Origin of the sequence: Gimesia fumaroli (genome assembly GCF_007754425.1) — a bacterium.
GTDB lineage: Bacteria > Planctomycetota > Planctomycetia > Planctomycetales > Planctomycetaceae > Gimesia > Gimesia fumaroli.
In genome coordinates this window covers 150,111-165,921 of record NZ_CP037452.1, presented here as the reverse complement: position 1 = coordinate 165,921, position 15,811 = coordinate 150,111, and the positions used below count along the sequence as shown (strand labels likewise).

General features: G+C 51.0%; 12 protein-coding genes. 7 read left to right on the top strand and 5 right to left on the bottom strand.

The genetic code is table 11. The features are described from left to right. The first annotated feature begins 32 nt into the window (after nt 1-32). Both aspS and Enr17x_RS00655 read left to right on the top strand, forming a co-directional pair. Entirely contained in the window at nt 33-1,796 is a 1,764-nt protein-coding gene (gene aspS, locus Enr17x_RS00660) for an aspartate--tRNA ligase (RefSeq protein ID WP_145305331.1), read from the top strand. Nucleotides 1,797-1,840: 44 nt separating this feature from the next. Then, nucleotides 1,841-3,190, top strand: coding sequence for an outer membrane protein assembly factor BamB family protein (locus Enr17x_RS00655; protein ID WP_232100906.1), 1,350 nt, complete (start codon nt 1,841-1,843; stop codon nt 3,188-3,190). A gap of 24 nt (nt 3,191-3,214) precedes the next feature. Here the strand turns inward: Enr17x_RS00655 and Enr17x_RS00650 are convergent, their stop codons facing one another. Beyond that, a complete protein-coding gene (locus Enr17x_RS00650; RefSeq protein ID WP_145305330.1) occupies nt 3,215-3,790 on the bottom strand; it encodes a protoglobin family protein in 576 nt (191 codons plus the stop codon). Nucleotides 3,791-3,928: 138 nt separating this feature from the next. Between Enr17x_RS00650 and Enr17x_RS00645 the strand changes: the two genes are divergently transcribed. Next, a complete protein-coding gene (locus Enr17x_RS00645; RefSeq protein WP_145305329.1) occupies nt 3,929-4,402 on the top strand; it encodes an RrF2 family transcriptional regulator in 474 nt (157 codons plus the stop codon). Nucleotides 4,403-4,459: 57 nt separating this feature from the next. Here Enr17x_RS00645 and Enr17x_RS00640 read toward each other — a convergent pair whose 3' ends face one another. The 3 genes from Enr17x_RS00640 to Enr17x_RS00630 form a co-directional block, all read right to left on the bottom strand. Then, entirely contained in the window at nt 4,460-5,458 is a 999-nt protein-coding gene (locus tag Enr17x_RS00640) for a hypothetical protein (RefSeq protein WP_145305328.1), read from the bottom strand. An 81-nt stretch (nt 5,459-5,539) separates the two neighbouring features. Continuing rightward, nucleotides 5,540-6,100, bottom strand: a complete 561-nt coding sequence (locus tag Enr17x_RS00635; RefSeq protein ID WP_198000885.1) for a DUF3592 domain-containing protein — start codon at nt 6,098-6,100, stop codon at nt 5,540-5,542. Between the two features lie 46 nt (nt 6,101-6,146). Then, entirely contained in the window at nt 6,147-6,935 is a 789-nt protein-coding gene (locus Enr17x_RS00630; RefSeq protein ID WP_145305326.1) for a TIGR00266 family protein, read from the bottom strand. 268 nt (nt 6,936-7,203) lie between these two features. Here Enr17x_RS00630 and Enr17x_RS00625 point away from each other — a divergent pair, with 268 nt between their 5' ends. The 3 genes from Enr17x_RS00625 to Enr17x_RS00615 all read left to right on the top strand — a co-directional run bounded on the left by Enr17x_RS00625 (nt 7,204) and on the right by Enr17x_RS00615 (nt 14,321). Then, complete coding sequence (locus Enr17x_RS00625) at nt 7,204-8,085, top strand: FliM/FliN family flagellar motor switch protein (protein ID WP_145305325.1); 882 nt, start codon at nt 7,204-7,206, stop codon at nt 8,083-8,085. Between the two features lie 542 nt (nt 8,086-8,627). Then, entirely contained in the window at nt 8,628-11,549 is a 2,922-nt protein-coding gene (locus Enr17x_RS00620) for a serine/threonine-protein kinase (RefSeq protein ID WP_198000884.1), read from the top strand. Nucleotides 11,550-11,690: 141 nt separating this feature from the next. Next, nucleotides 11,691-14,321 carry a tetratricopeptide repeat protein gene (locus Enr17x_RS00615; RefSeq protein ID WP_145305323.1) on the top strand — a complete coding sequence of 877 codons (2,631 nt, stop codon included), beginning with the start codon at nt 11,691-11,693 and terminating at the stop codon, nt 14,319-14,321. 53 nt (nt 14,322-14,374) lie between these two features. Here the strand turns inward: Enr17x_RS00615 and Enr17x_RS00610 are convergent, their stop codons facing one another. Beyond that, nucleotides 14,375-15,148, bottom strand: a complete 774-nt coding sequence (locus Enr17x_RS00610; RefSeq protein WP_145305322.1) for an SDR family NAD(P)-dependent oxidoreductase — start codon at nt 15,146-15,148, stop codon at nt 14,375-14,377. 186 nt (nt 15,149-15,334) lie between these two features. On the opposite strand from Enr17x_RS00610, the gene Enr17x_RS00605 reads away from it, so the two are divergent. Next, on the top strand, nt 15,335-15,808 hold the full coding sequence (locus tag Enr17x_RS00605) for an SRPBCC family protein (protein ID WP_145305321.1): 474 nt from the start codon (nt 15,335-15,337) through the stop codon (nt 15,806-15,808). Nucleotides 15,809-15,811 lie beyond the last annotated feature (3 nt).

Sequence of the window (15,811 nt, the reverse complement as noted above, 5' to 3'; positions counted from 1 at the left end):
AAAAGATGCTTTCTAACCAAGGACTTATTACGGTGTTACGAACACATACCTGTGGCGAATTGAGAACAGACCATGTTGGGCAAACAGTCACTCTGGCTGGCTGGGTGATCCGAGGCCGCGATCACGGAGGTCTGGCTTTCATCGACCTGCGAGACCGCTATGGCGTCACGCAGATCGTGTTCAACCCGGATCGTGATGCCAAGATGCATGAGCTGGCACGGAGCCTGCGAGCGGAAGACGTGATCCAGGTCACCGGCGAAGTTGTGTTGCGTGATGATCGCGAAAATGAAAAACTGGCGACGGGAAAAATTGAAGTCCGGGCACATGAACTGCAAGTCCTCAATAAAAGTAAGACACCCCCTTTCGAGCCGGGCACTTCAGAACTGCCGAATGAAGAACTGCGTTTGACTTACCGGTTTCTCGATTTGCGCAGCGAGCGTCTGCAGGAAGCTTTGAAGGTTCGATCTCGTCTGTCCAAAGTGACTCGCGATTATTTTGATCAGAACCAGTTTCTGGAAGTGGAAACTCCCATTCTCGGTCGCAGTACTCCAGAAGGTGCCCGTGACTATCTGGTTCCCAGCCGGGTCCACGAAGGCAGCTTTTACGCGTTGCCACAATCGCCCCAGATTTATAAACAGATCCTGATGATCTCCGGCTATGACCGCTATTACCAGATAGCCCGTTGTTTTCGTGATGAAGACCTGCGTGCCGATCGCCAGCCGGAATTCACTCAAATCGACCTGGAAATGGCGTTTGTGAATCAGGAAGATATTCTCACACTCGTTGACGGCTTACTCGCCACGATTCTAAAAGATCTGCGTAACGAAGAGATAACCCTGCCTCTGCCACGTTATGACTATGATGTGGTGATGGAAAAATACGGTTCTGACAAACCGGATTTACGCTTTGGCCTGGAACTGATCGACATCGGCGAAATCGCTGCCAACTGTGACTTCGCCGTGTTCAAGAAAACCATGGAGTCGGGTGGTCGCGTACGAGGCCTGAATGCCAAAGGGGCCGCCGATCGCTACAGCCGCAAAGACATTGACGGCCTGACTGAATTCGTCGGCGAGTATGGTGCCAAAGGACTGGCCTTCTTCAAAGTGACCGACGAAGGCCTGCATTCCCCAATTGCCAAGTTCTTCTCTGATGACGACAAACAGAAGATCATGGAAGCGATGGGCGCGGAAGTAGGCGACCTGCTGTTTTTCGTCGCCGATCAGTGTGCTGTGACTTCAGCCGCGCTGTCTGCGTTACGGAATCGCCTGGGCAAAGAACTGGAATTGTACGACCCGAAAGACTTCCAATGTTGCTGGGTGATCAACTTCCCCTTGCTCTCTTATAATGAAGAAGAACAGCGCTGGGATGCCGAACATCATCCCTTCTGCCAGCCGGTGGAAGAAGATATGCAGTATCTCGAAAGTGATCCTGCCAAAGTCCGGGCTCAGTCATACGACCTGGTGATCAATGGTTATGAATTAGCCAGCGGCAGCGTTCGTGTACACGATCAGAGCGTACAACAAAAGATCTTCGATCTACTGGGGATTTCTGCAGAAGAAGCCGAAGAACGCTTTGGCTTCCTGCTGCAGGCACTGCGCTACGGTGCTCCTCCTCACGCGGGTGCCGCTTTAGGTCTGGACCGACTGGTAATGCTGCTGTGTGGAAACGATAATATCCGCGACGTGGTCGCGTTCCCCAAGACGCAGAAAGCCGCCGATCTGCTGAGCGGTGCACCGTCTGAAGTCGATCCGCACCAGTTGCGCGACCTCAGAATCAAAATTGACATTCCCGAATAATCCGAGGGCGTGCATAATAGGGTGACACTCATAAGGAGAATCGAATGAAGTTCGTCACTCTAATTCTGTTTTTGATGACAAGTCTGCTGCAGGCGGGTTGTAGCGAAACAACGCCTCAGACGGGCAAGCCGAATCCGGCGGCACAGAATGCTCCCAGCGAAGAGGAGGCACCTGCGAGGGTTGTCGAAGTTTCGTTTAAGGATGCACAAAGCCCGGATCGACTCACCAAGCCCGCTCATACCTGGCCTCACTGGCTGGGCCCCGATTATAACGGGATCTCTCCCGAAACAGACTGGCGTACCGACTGGACCGACAAACCACCCCAGGTTCTCTGGCGAGGCAATGTGGGGACGGGCTACAGCTCAATCTCCGCAGCCGACGGACGCATCTATACGATGGGTCACAAAGAGGGCAATGAAACGGTTTATTGTCTGGATGCCGAGACGGGAACAGAAATCTGGAAGCAATCCTATCCGGCACAGTTAGTGAACCATCTGAATGCGGGTGGTCCGGGTGCGACCCCCACGATTGACGGCGATTTCCTTTACACGAACAGCCGTGACGGCAGATTGATCTGTCTGGAAATCAAGACCGGTAAAATCGTCTGGCAGAAAGACCTGACGAAAGCCTACCAGATGAAAGTCCCCGAATGGGGCTTTACCTGTTCGCCGCTGATTCGGGGCGACAAATTATTCATCGAAGCGGGTCGTCTGGTCGCCCTCGATAAGAAGACCGGAAACGAGATCTGGAAATCAACGCCTCACATGCCCGGCTATGGCACACCGGCGGCATTCGAGATTGAGGGGACCGTTTATCTGGCGCTGCTGAATAACGAATGTCTGTCAATCGCCCGGGAAGATGACGGCACGGAAGTCACCACGTTCGAGTGGCCTTCTCCCTATGACACCAACTCGACCACGCCGATCATTGACGGCAAGACGATCTTTATTTCATCCGGTTATCGAAAAGGCTGTGCCTTACTCGATTTCGAGAACCAGAAATTGAAAGCACGCTACACCAACCGTGACATGAAAAATCATTTCAACAACAGCGTGTTGTTTGAGAAACATTTTTATGGCATGGACGGCAATTCGAATCTGGGACGCATTGTCCGCCTGACCTGCCTCGATCAGGAAACGGGAAAAATCAAATGGCGTGAAGCCGGCTTTGGCTGTGGCTCACTGTTGATTGCGAATGGTAAGCTGATCATTCTCTCGGATGAAGGCACACTGGTGACGGCAGAGGCGACTCCTGAATCGTACCAGGAACTCTCCCGACTCAAAGTGCTCGATAACCAATGTTGGACCGTTCCCGTATTGTGTAACGGGCTTCTCTATTGTCGGGATTCAGCCGGAAACCTTGCCTGCGTGGATCTTCGGCTGTCACCCAACTGATAGAAACCGCTACGACGCCTGCCACTACGATGCCTGATAGTGACGGGTAATCAGATCATTCTGCAGCCAGAGCAATTTGTTGAATGCTGCTAAGGTTTTGACTTCGGTTTCCCGATCAAGGTTCAACCCGAGGATCGAACTGACGAGCGCGTTCGAGACAAAGCCCATCAGCGCATTCATCTGCACCAGAGGCACATCCAGATCTTTGCTGCCTGCTTTGGGTGTATGAATTTTCCCAACCAGATCCAGGTATTGCACCATTTTTTCGTCGTAGGGTTTTGTAACCAGCGTTTCCAGATACCGCGCGAGATGCTGCTTGCGAAATTGGATCATCTCATGGTCAAGCGTGAGTGTTTCAATGCTTTCAGGAATTTCGCCCTCATAACCGTGTTGACGTGGCACAAAATGGCGTTTTGTGCAATCATAGCGGAAGAGTTGGTCATAAACCGCATCAACTAACCCAGGCACTAATGGTGCGACTGCGCCCGCTGCTGCGTGAACTGCCTTTAAGTCGTCCTCACCAATGCCGATGAATTCGGCCAGATATTGAAACCGATAAGGCAGATCTGATTCCAGTTTTTCTTCATCAATGTGTTTCATTTTTGGTTCCTAATTCAATTGAGCGACTATAATTACCGTATTCGAGCTTCATAAAATATTCAGAATTAATTTGATTAGCAGAATAACAAACGCAATAATAGACATCAATGTCCAATTATCGTTTTCAAGGACTTTCTTATGTTTTCCCAAACTGTTGAATATGCACTCAGAGCAATTGTCCATTTAGCCGACCAGGCTCCGAACCCGTGCACAACAGAACAAATTGCAAAAGCAACCAAAGTACCTCAGGCATATCTGTCAAAAGTGCTCCAGAGTTTGCGTCAGTCAAACGTTGTTCATTCACAGCGCGGCATCGGAGGTGGTATCTCTCTGGTGAAAACTCCCGCGGACCTGAATTTACTGGAAGTCGTCAACGCCGTCGATCCCATTTGCCGCATCAAAACCTGCCCGCTGGGTTTAAAAGGCCATGGTGCCAATCTATGCCCGTTGCACCGTAAGTTGGACGATGCGATGAAGGAAACAGAAACGGCCTTTGCAGACACAACATTGGCCGATGTGCTTTCTGCTTCCACCAGCAGTTACCCGCTCTGCAATGAACCGGTCGACCGCGTGATAACTCTGGACATCACGCCTCCGAGTTCCTCGAATTAATAAGCCCCTGATCTGGTTTCAGCGGCGCTCGGAGCTTTCTCTCCCCATCTTGTTTTCTCATTTTTCAAACAGATCGGGTGCTGGCTGCATTTCCTGATAGTGCGTTTGCTGTACTGGACTTTGATCTGTCGCATCTGTTTCTGGCAGATTGACAAACGGATCGACCCCAGAGACCTGCTGAATGCCGGTCTGCGAATGGCGGGCAATCTGCTCCTGCTGGACTTCGTAGGCTTTCCAGCGTCCCACGAGATGCCCCGGAATGACAGCGCCTGCTTTGATCACCAGGTCTCCGTAAGGCAGCAAAGGGGAAGCGGCGCCTGCGATGTACGTTGCATAAGCGGGATAGAGCACACGATAGGCTTCCTGTTCGTCTTCATAATTTTCTTCGGCACGCAGATAGCCGAGCGCATCATTGGTGGCGATCGCTTCAGGCCAGAGCGAAACTCCCGGCAGTGCACCTGCGACGGCATATGTGCCTTTCCATTTCCGCGAACCAAAATCTTTGGCGTGTCCCCCTTCATGCAAGGCGACGGCAGGAAGATCTGAATACAGGCTGATCGTATTCGTGAACGGATTGTAATTGTCGCCGCCGATAATGCGCCCCGGCAACAACGTGTAATGCAGGGCCGTTAAGGTTCCAGCGGTATATCGCCAGCCCCAGCCGACGGCTTTATTCTTTCGGAGCCGTCTCCACTCGCCCCAGGGATCGTATTCATTAATCCGCACCTTCACCTGATCGAGGCCGTTCTTTTCCAGATACGCGGCAATCGCAGCTTCGGTCTCCGGCGAAATATCATGGTTATCAACGCGGCGATTCCAAAGCAGAATCTTTCCCGGAATTCCGACCACCCAGCCAAGGCCATCCACAAATTTTCTGGGCTTCCCCCGTACGATTTGCGGTTCCCCTTCCTCGAAATCCAAATCGGGATGCGTAATCAGATTCGTCTGATACTGATAAGGAGTCGACGCGCAACCGACAACAAAAGGGCACAACAACAGAGTGAGAAGCGCCAGCAAAATCGGTCGCTGCGTAAGGGTGACGCACGAAAAAGACATGACGAGATAACCATGGAGAGAGTGAGAGATGTCTGAGAGGTAGAATTGCTGTTTACCAAAAATTACCGCGTCAAGGCAAGCTCAAAATTTCCCTGCCACGTTTTCTCCACGCTCATCCGTGCCTCTGCCGACTCGAACAAGCCACCGGAATAAGGGAATTCCCGTCATTAGAATTCCCGGCCCCATGAATAACCAACCAAAGACATAATAGAAATAGGTCGTCTTGAATACGCCGGGTTCGAGTACAGCGGCTGCCGGTTTTTGCGGGTCATAATACACGACCACTTGCTTGTCTACCGGGTATTTCTTGACCGTGTCTTGTGCCAGAGATCGATTCGATGTTGAAACATCGCTGCCAAACCAGACGGTACCGCATTTATAATTTTGCCCTTCCACCTGATAGCGATAAGTAATCTCCGCGGAATAGGTTGAAGAGTTAGAGTTGCTGCTGCGGTGGGAAGCAACTTTCGATTTGAGCACAACCCCTTTTGTGGTCGGCCAGTTTTTACTGGCTTTCCCCTGTTCGATGAGCGGCAGCCCCTTCAGATAGGTTGCCAGAAAGCCGCCAATGACAAAAATCACTCCCAGGACAAATGAAAAAAGGTGTCCCGCTTTATGCATGACTGGTTTACTTTTCACCATTGATCGACTCCTGAAACTCAACTGTGCACACTCTCTCGGCAGCAGATTAACTATCCCCAAACATATCGCCGAATCCTCCCAGAACCGAACCTTCTCCCACCGAGGAGCCTCCCGCGGAAGGCGCATGAGCCAGAACACGATCGGCCAGACGAGAGAAAGGCAAACTTTGCAGCAGTACGGTTCCATGCCCGCGTAACGTTGCCAGGAACAGACCTTCTCCCCCCAGCACCATCGACTTTAAGTTTCCGGCCCGTTCGATGTCGTAATCAATGTTGCCTGTAAAGGCGACAATACAGCCTGTATCGACGCGTAAAGTTTCCCCGTTCAGTTTCTTTTTAGTGACGGTGCCTCCGGCATGGACAAATGCCATTCCATCGCCACGCAGTTTCTGCAGGATGAAGCCTTCCCCACCGAAGAAGCCCGATCCGAGTCGCTTATTAAAGGCCATCGTGACTTCCGTCCCTAACGCCGCACAGAGAAAGGAATCTTTCTGACAGGTCAGTTCGCCGCCAATTTTATCCATGTCGATGGCGATGATTTTTCCGGGATAAGGGGCAGCAAATGCGACTCTCTGTTCACGATGTCCCTCATTTGTAAAGTGTGTCATGAACAATGACTCACCTGAAAGCATCCGTTTCCCTGCCTTAAAAAGCTTCCCCAAAAAGCCATCATTGGGCTTGGAACCATCTCCCATACGGGCCTCGAAGCCGATCCCTTCTTCCATGTAATTCATGCTGCCCGCTTCCGCGACAACAGACTCACCCGGATCAAGCACAATTTCCACTATCTGGAGATCAGAACCAAAGATTTCATAGTCGACTTCGTGACATTGCATGTTTCTCTCCTTGTTTTGAATTCTGCATTTTGTTTCAGCAGCAGGGATATTCCTCAGAACGTCAGAAATCAGCGGTTGGATCAAAGAATCCGGTTCCTGGTCGCAAAATGGCAATCTTTTCTGAATAAGCGAAGTTTGCCGATTTTGATTGAAGAACTAAAATTCAAGTGGTCGATTGAATGATCTAAGGAGTATTCATTCCAGAACGCTGTGACAGCTGATCTAGAGATGAACACATTATCATTTTTTGGGACTTTGTTAATCCGAAATGTCGGGCTTTAGCCAGGAAAATGTAGAAGCGATTTTTGCCCTTGCCGGTGAAAGTATGCCTGCACTTTCTGATTCTTTCAACCAGTGTTTCGATTTCAAATATCGGCTGGAAATGGGAGAGTCAGGCGTCTGGTCTCCCGAAGAGTTGGATGAAGCATTTCAGGGTCCTGGTCTGGTTGCTCTGTTTCGAATTGGTGAGGAAGCGATGGTCGGGCTGATTCCGGCAAATCTTCCATTGCCAGACTGGTATACGTCTCCGGGAGACTCGCAATCCTCACGATTGCAAACCTTGTCTCTGGAGTGGTCAATGAACCTGATCCCGATGGATCTAGGTGATGTTGATGAATTTAAAACTTATTATGTCGACAGTTTATTAACCGAAGTGTCGCAATGTGCTCCCGCTGACTGGGCGGCATTACTGCGAATTAACTTGTTTCAAGCAGAAGATGAAAGCGACGGCCAGAGCCCGAGTGCTGTGATTCCTGTAATATGGCCACTGACGAAAACGCCCGTTACAGAGTCCGCTGAACCGGAACCCGATCCAGCATCTCAGCCGTCACCTTCATCTGACAACTCCTCTCAGTCCATGTCATCTATGGGTGCTAACTCTGATTCTAATCCGTTGAACCGCATCAACAAGCTGCCCGTTCAAGCGATCGTGAAACTGGCTACGAAAAAAATTGAAATGAAGCAACTGCTCTCTATCTGTCCCGGTTCGCTCATTACATTTGATAAGCCCTGTGAAGATCCGCTCGACATGTATATCAACAATCAGGTTTACTGCCAGGGTGAAGCGGTGAAGATTGGGGAAAACTTTGGTTTAAAGATTGACCAGGTTGGTTTCAAACAGGAATACGAAACCAAGATTATCGAATTTTAGTTCGGCTCGTCTTCGTTTCGAATGGCGGGAAACATTATCTCTTTGCACCTGACGCCGGATCACAGCGTGCTCGATTTCTGGAATCAGCATCCAGGCCATTCCTCAGCAAATGTATCCCGGCACAAAAAAGTTGGATGAAAATCGGGCAAATTGAATTTTTATCAGAACGGATTCCGACTGCAGCACGTATTATATATGCAGCTCTCTTTTTAAATTGATAACTGAAATATTGATTCCATTCTGTTTTCATAACACCATTCTGATTCCTCATTCAGACAGAGCGATATCCGATATTTCGGAAAACTCCTAACATCTTATATTCATATGAGTTAGGAAATAATCAAATCCAGACAGTATTCCAATAAGAATTGGGACGGGCGTAGAACACGCAAGATCCGGCATTTATTTTCAACAATTGAAGTGAATTTGGATTACGCTGTTGCTTGCCCAAAGAGACGTTCGATATCATTTCACACGTTGAATCAACGCTATTTTTAAGTGAACTTTAGATCATGGGCTCCGAGTCAAAATCTGAACGCTCAATGACAAGTCAGGAATCATTGCCGGAATTCTTTGCGCGCCCGGTTCCTGAAGCAGATGGGCCTGAGACCATCATCAGCCCGCTGGAGCCGATCCCGACTCCCGATTCCAGCCGTGATACGACCGGTTCACAAACCAATCTGGCCCGCTCTTCGGTCTGGAACCGTCTCTTCCCCCCTACCGTCGATGATCCTGATGCACAACAGGAAGAAGCAGCCAGTCCTTCCGGCATGCAACTGGAGCATTTCATCATTCGCGAACGAATTGGCCGGGGAGGCATGGGAGCCGTATTCCGTGCAATTGATACACGACTGGATCGCGTCGTTGCATTAAAAGTTCTCAGCCCAGGACAGTCGCGTGATGCAGGCTCGGTAAAGCGTTTCCAGAACGAAGCAAAAGCAGCCGCCCGCCTGGATCATGAAAATATCTCGCGTGTGTTTTACATCGGCGAAGATCAGGGCTTGAACTTCATTGCCTTTGAATACGTCAAGGGTACCAACGTCAGAGAGATCATTCATTCGCGCGGCATTCTGCCGGCGGCAGAAGCGGTGAACTATGCGTTGCAGATTGCCTCGGCATTGAAGCACATCAATAAAGCCGGAGTCGTTCATCGTGATATTAAACCATCCAACATCATCATTACTCCCGGTGGTAGAGCCAAGCTGGTTGACCTGGGGCTGGCACGAAAAGAGAGCGATAATGCGTCAGCCGACCTGACCAGTGCCGGCACCACGTTGGGCACGTTCGATTATATTTCTCCCGAGCAGGCCAAAGACCCACGGAACGTCGATGTGCGCAGCGACATCTATTCGTTGGGCTGCACGCTGTATCATATGCTGACAGGTGAACCTCCTTACGGCGAAGGAACCGTTTTACAAAAACTGCTCGATCATAGCGGAAAAAATGTTCCCGATCCTGCCAGCATCAATAAACATCTGCCGCGCGAGCTGTCTCTGATCGTGCAGAAAATGATGGCCAGCGATCCGGCAGACCGTTATCAGACGCCTGAAGAACTGATGTTCCATTTAATGCAGGTCGCCGCAAAACTGGATCTACGCGGCGTGAACCCGGAAGGATTGGTCTGGACTTCACCAACCAGCTCCCGGCTGGGCTTCCTGGAAAGATATGTCGGCTGGGTTGCTACAGCCCTGGTCCTGCTGGTGGTCGTCTACCTGCTCGATCGTTATCCAACCTTCGACCCGGCTACTGTCAGCGTCACTCAAAATGAAACACAACCGGAGGTGACTCCGGCAAAGCCGGCCAGCTCCCATCCAGATGAAATCAGCCCGGATGCCAGTCTGCCTCTGCCCGAACCTGAGAAAATGCCCGCTGGCTCACTCTCAAAAAATACAGCCATCGCAGCTGTGGAACCCTCTGAAACGGGCAACAAAAGCAAGACCGGCGAAACTCCCCATTCACTCGAAAACGAGAAGACATCGGATGCAAAACCGGAAAAAATGACTCTGTCCGAAGGTTCCAAAGATCTGAATGAAATCTTTGAAATACCGCTGTTGTCTTCGAAAAAAACGATCAACGATTTAATTGAAGCCAGTAATCCACCCAAAAATAAAGTGCTAAGGGAAAGCCCCCCCGGAACAGAGTTAGCGTTGTCGAACAGCAGCAACCAGAAAAAATCCATGGTTCCGCTGGCTCCTGTTCCAGAAGACGATCCGGTCTCAGAGCCAGATCCTTTCCCAAAAAAGAATGATCCCGAAATCCGGAAAATCGAAATTCCCGCGATCACGATTATTAATCCGGATGGGACGGCCGGTCAGGATTTCAAAACGCTGGATGCCGCCTGTGCGGCCGCCGATGACGGCAGCATTATTGAACTCGGTTTTACCGGGGTTCGCAAAGAAGCCCCCATTCACATCAATAACAAACGCGTGCGCATTCGTGCTGCTAAAGATCGCAAACCCATCTTACATTTTGAATCTGTTGAAGAACCGGCAGAAGGGTTTCAGACTCACATGATCCAGATCTCCAACGGTTCACTGGAACTGTTTGAGTTGGGCATCATTGTTAATGTCAAAGATTTGAATACAGATTCGTGGGCAATCTTCTCGCTCAAAAACGCACATGATATTCGCTTACACCAGGTAACCGTGACCTGCTCCAACACCAGCAGTCAACAGGTTGCCCTGTTTGAAATGAACGAACCGATTAACCAGGGTCTGAATGACGATTCAATGATGGGCAAACGCCAGGTGAAAGAATCGACGTTCGTGGAAGTCGTCAACTCGGTGCTCCGTTGTGACGGTTATGCTTTCTCGATTCGGGAAACAGCGCCCACTCGTCTGGAAATCACCAATTCCGCACTGATGATTTCACAGGCTTTGATCGACCTGGTCGGCTGTAATAATAAACCGACAGAAGGCGATTTTCTGGAACTGGTATTAAATCATACAACACTGCTTCTCGGAAAAGGGCTGGCTGTAATGGACAGTGGCGCAATTCCCCGTGAATTGATTCCACTGAATGTGACGGCACGCAACAATATTTTCTTTGACCGAACCGATGCCCCATTCGTGCAGATGAAAGGCAATACCAACGAAAATGACTTCCGACAGAAGCTGTTGACCTGGAAAGGTTCCAATAATTATTTCGATCGCTTCGAAACATTCTGGACCATCCAATCCCAACAGGGAACCACCGGCATCCTTTCGCTGGATGCATTCGACTGGAAAGATATCTGGGGACTCTCTTCTGAAGTCAACAGCTATCAGATGGAAATTCCCTGGCTGACTGAGCGCCAGAAACTGATGAAGACCCCCTGCTCTCAACTGCAGCCTGCTCAACTTCAGTTTACTCAACCCACTGATGGCAGCCCGACCATTACCGCCGTTGATCGCACAAACGCCGGAGCTGACCTGCTGGTGCTGCCGGAATTGCCGCGCGTTCGCAAAACTCCTGAAACGAACTGATTCCATCCTCGGTTTTGGTTTTTCACAGGCGAAAAAGAAGGTCTGTGAGAAATGGGCCGCGACGTGTATGATTACCGATAATCGTTTCCCTGTTTTCCTGCTCTGATCTCTTAGTCAAACACTGCTCGCTCCATTTGTCTCATGCATTTTTGCTCCGCACAATCTGAAACCGCATCCCCGTCAGGCCCGCGTGAACGAGGTCTCTGTTGTGGCCTCGCCTGTTTTCTGGTCGTGCTGTTCACAGCATGGAATGCCTGCTCTGCGGATGACCAGACGCGATCCTACTTTGAAGGCTTGCGTCAGAGGCATCTGTTTGGCATCGCCGAAGGATACTGTTTAGAACGCCTGTCCGAGGAACGTCTTTCCGATACCGAGCGCGCCCGCTATACACTGGAGCTGGCACGCACACTGGCAGCACATGCGATGGTGGCCAACGGCGACGAACAGGCCGAACTCTGGAATCGCGCAGAGAAAACACTCGCACAAATTAACAAAGATCATCCAGGGTGGGCTGATGCAGCCGTGTTTCAAGCCGAACGCGCACGGATCACCTCGCAGAAAGCTGAGATTCTGTTTTGGCAGTCCAAAGCAATTCCGCATAATGAGTCGCTGAAGCAGACAGCCCTCGCAAAACTGTCCCAGGCAGACAGGGAATTATTGGTAGCGGAAACGCAGTTGAATCAGCTCCTCAAAAAATCGGGCACCTTTAAAAACTTTACCGTTCTCAAAACAGCTACTATCCGCGATACGCTGCTGGACTTTCAATTGTTGATTGCCCAGACCAAAATCAAAAGCGCCGATCTCTACGACAAACAGAGTCCGCAACGAAAAACCAGCCTGACCGAAGCGGAGAAGTGGCTGGAACCACTCTCCCGACGCGCCACCACTCTGCAAATCACCTGGCTCAGCAAGCTGGCGTTGATTCAATGCGATCGTATCGCAGAAAATTACGCAGCCGCCGCGCGGGGGATCCAGGCGCTTGTGAAAGAAAAACCGCCGGCTTATCTGAATGAGCCGATCTTTGTAGAATCGATTCGTATTCTACTGTCAGAAAACAAATCACAACTGGCGGCGTCACAAATCATCAAATACCGTCAGGAGCACGGCCGTTATTCCAGTGAACTCGGTTATCTGGAAATCGATTCGCTCATTCAACTCAGAGAAGTCGCCTTGAATAATCAGCAGACCGCGATCGCCGAGGAGCTCTGGCAGGAAGTCCAAACACGAGCAAAGTATTTGGAGAAAACACAACCCGGCTACTGGTCACAACGGGCACGTATGCTGGTCGATCAACAACATCAGGTCGACCAGTATGGAAGTGGCATTTCCCAAAGTCTAAAGCAGGCACAACTCCTGTATTCTCAAGGCAAACTGAATCAGGCCATTGCGGCTTACGACAAAACAGCAAAGCAGGCCGCCGAACAGGGGAAAACTGACCTGGCCTTCGAACTCGGTTTTACCAGCGCTTCCTTGCAGCTCAAAGCAAAACAATACAAACAGGCGGCTGCCCAGTTTCAATCGCTGGCGCAAAAGTATGATGCCAACGGCCAGGCAGCCGACGCGAATCTGCTGGCGGCCTGGTGTCTGGGTCAACTCTATTCACAAAGCCGAACGAAGTCTCGACGGCTTGCCTATACGACAGCGCTCGAAGAAGTCCGTACACGGTTCCCCAACAGCAAAAGCTATTACGAAGCCGGCTGGATGCTGGCGCGGCTGGAAGAAGCACGGCTGCAGTACTCGAAAGCGCTCGTGTTGTATTCGGAAATCCCGGACAATCAACCCAAGGCAGCCGACGCCCATCTAGGCATTGCCCGCTGCTACGAACAAATTCTGCTGCGTTTGACGTCGCTGAATAAGCCAACCGGCGCCTGGCGGGCGGAAGCGATTGACGTTCTGGAAAAGTTCCTCGCCGGATTTCCTGATCGAACCGATGCAGCAAAACTTCCTTCCCAGTCGGAAATCGCCTTGCGACTGACGCGAATCTATTTGAATGACAGCCCGCCTCAATATCGGAAAGCGAATCGACTGCTGGAACTGATTCATCACACGGCGTCCCGCATGATAGCACAATTAAAAAGAAACAACGAACTTTCCGAGGCCAGCGTTTCACAAACGACTCAGCAAATTCGGTTCTGGAATCAGATTTCCAATCAGGCGTTACGGCTGCAGATCATCACACTCGCCGGACAAGGCAATCCGTCTGCCGCCCAGTCACTGGTAGAAAGCCTGGAGACCGCGGGCACCGATGAACTGCTCTCCGTGTTGAATGGCGTTTCACAGATTGATCTGGAACTCACGCCGCAAGCCCGCCGAGAGTTGGGAATGCTGCAGCTCAAGTCAGCCGAAAAGCTGGCCAGCCGCCGCGAACAGTTGAACCCACAACAACTAAAGCAGTTGGACCTCTGTCTGGCAGAAGCCTATCTGGCCATCGATCAGCCAATCAGAGCACTGGAGTTTTATCAGGAACTGTTAAAGCAGTCTCCCCAAGACTCGTCCCTCATCAGGCAGGTGGCATTACTGCTGGAACGCTGCGGCACTAAATCCTGCATGCGACAGGCAACACCCAAATGGCGCCAACTGGAAGCAGTAGAAAAGCCGGGCACCGTTCCCTGGCTGGACGCAAGGCTGCACGTCATTCATACCATGTATGATTCGGGCGACGAAGCCGAGGCGAAAAAACTGTTCGGCGTAACCAAACTGCTTTATCCCGAACTAGGCAACGATGATCTCAAGGACCAGTATCAAAAACTGCAAGCGCGGATGAAACAGTAACTTGATTCTGGCACAGGCAGTTCAATTATCGCGAATTCAAGTTCGCTTTCAGCTCAACCCCGTTTCTGTCGGGCGCGGGGCACGACGCTTGCTAACCCGCCATCAATGCCCAGCACCTGGCCTGTGATCCAGTTATTCTCCGCCTGCAAAAGCCATTCAATCATCGAGGCGACATCCGCTGGATCGCCGATTCGATTCAACGCGTGCATGTCGGTCGAAGCCGCTTCGGCCGCCGGGGTTTCCCAGAGACTTTGTGTCATGTTTGATTTGATCAACCCGGGCGCCACCGCGTTGACGCGGATTCCCCGATTGGCATAAGTCGCGGCAGCCGAGAGCGTCAGACCGATCACACCTGCCTTGGCGGCGGCAATCGCTTCATGATTGGCAAGCCCAATCCGTGCGGCCGCGGAAGAAATCAGCACGATCGTTCCCCCCTGCCGCCCCATCACTTTCGCGGCACTGCGTACCGCCGCAAATGCGGAGGTTAAATTCAGAGTGAGTACGTCGGACCATTCCTGATCGGAAGTCAGATGTGCCGGCTTAAGAAGCACCGAACCGATGCAGTTCACCACACCATCAACGTGTCCCAGTTTCCCGCAAGCTCCCTGGATACACAGCTCAATCGATTCCGGATCGGTTCCGTCAATCGTCTGGAAAGACGCAGCTAATTCCTCAGCGAGACACTGCAACCGCTGTTGGTTTCGACCGCCGAGAAAGACTTCGTGACCCGCTTGCACCAGTCGACGGCTTAACTCGGATCCGATGGCCCCCGTCGCCCCCAGAATGACGAACTTTTGTGACTTCTGCTCAGAATCGGCTGTGATCATCGGTGGAATTCCTACTCATTTCTCTGAATCTACTAAAACTGCTGTTCCTTTTCCGTGTTCCAGGACAATAATCCTGCAGGACGGTTCAATTAAATCGCGGGCGTTTGCTAATTTCTTAGTCGTCATGACCGATTTTTCAAGGAGCCCTTTTCAAATTTGGGGAATGACTTTTTCGGATCACGTAATATGGTCACAATCAACAGAACGACGCAGGGCATTTATGTGCTACAATCCGAACTCTTGATTCCACATTCGATTTCGGACGTGTTTGACTTCTTTGCCCGGCCTGAGAATCTCGAATCACTGACGCCCCCCTGGCTGCATTTTCAGATTGTGACTCCCAAACCAGTACCGATTCATGAAGGAGCGCTCATCGACTATCGGCTCAAGCTGCACGGGCTTCCCATGAAATGGAGAACCGAAATTACTGACTGGGAGCCGCCAGTCCGGTTTGTGGATCTGCAACTGAAAGGACCGTACCGCTTCTGGCGGCACGAACACACGTTTCAGGAGCAGGCAGGCGGCACAATGGTACGAGACAAAGTCGAGTATGCGGTTTTGGGCGGCGCCCTGATCAATCGATTGTTTGTGCAAAAGGATGTCGAACGTATTTTTCAATACCGGCTCGATCGGCTGAAATCGTTTCCTCTCACTGACTGAATA

What these genes read in the sequence shown, in the direction of transcription:
- Enr17x_RS00650 (WP_145305330.1), bottom strand. Translation starts at nt 3,790, where the DNA reads ATGAAACACATTGATGAAGAAAAACTGGAATCAGATCTGCCTTATCGG.
- Enr17x_RS00635 (WP_198000885.1), bottom strand. Translation starts at nt 6,100, where the DNA reads ATGGTGAAAAGTAAACCAGTCATGCATAAAGCGGGACACCTTTTTTCA.
- Enr17x_RS00610 (WP_145305322.1), bottom strand. Translation starts at nt 15,148, where the DNA reads ATGATCACAGCCGATTCTGAGCAGAAGTCACAAAAGTTCGTCATTCTG.
- Enr17x_RS00620 (WP_198000884.1), top strand. Translation starts at nt 8,628, where the DNA reads ATGACAAGTCAGGAATCATTGCCGGAATTCTTTGCGCGCCCGGTTCCT.
- Enr17x_RS00640 (WP_145305328.1), bottom strand. Translation starts at nt 5,458, where the DNA reads ATGTCTTTTTCGTGCGTCACCCTTACGCAGCGACCGATTTTGCTGGCG.
- Enr17x_RS00605 (WP_145305321.1), top strand. Translation starts at nt 15,335, where the DNA reads ATGGTCACAATCAACAGAACGACGCAGGGCATTTATGTGCTACAATCC.
- Enr17x_RS00655 (WP_232100906.1), top strand. Translation starts at nt 1,841, where the DNA reads ATGAAGTTCGTCACTCTAATTCTGTTTTTGATGACAAGTCTGCTGCAG.
- Enr17x_RS00615 (WP_145305323.1), top strand. Translation starts at nt 11,691, where the DNA reads ATGCATTTTTGCTCCGCACAATCTGAAACCGCATCCCCGTCAGGCCCG.
- Enr17x_RS00630 (WP_145305326.1), bottom strand. Translation starts at nt 6,935, where the DNA reads ATGCAATGTCACGAAGTCGACTATGAAATCTTTGGTTCTGATCTCCAG.
- Enr17x_RS00625 (WP_145305325.1), top strand. Translation starts at nt 7,204, where the DNA reads ATGTCGGGCTTTAGCCAGGAAAATGTAGAAGCGATTTTTGCCCTTGCC.
- Enr17x_RS00645 (WP_145305329.1), top strand. Translation starts at nt 3,929, where the DNA reads ATGTTTTCCCAAACTGTTGAATATGCACTCAGAGCAATTGTCCATTTA.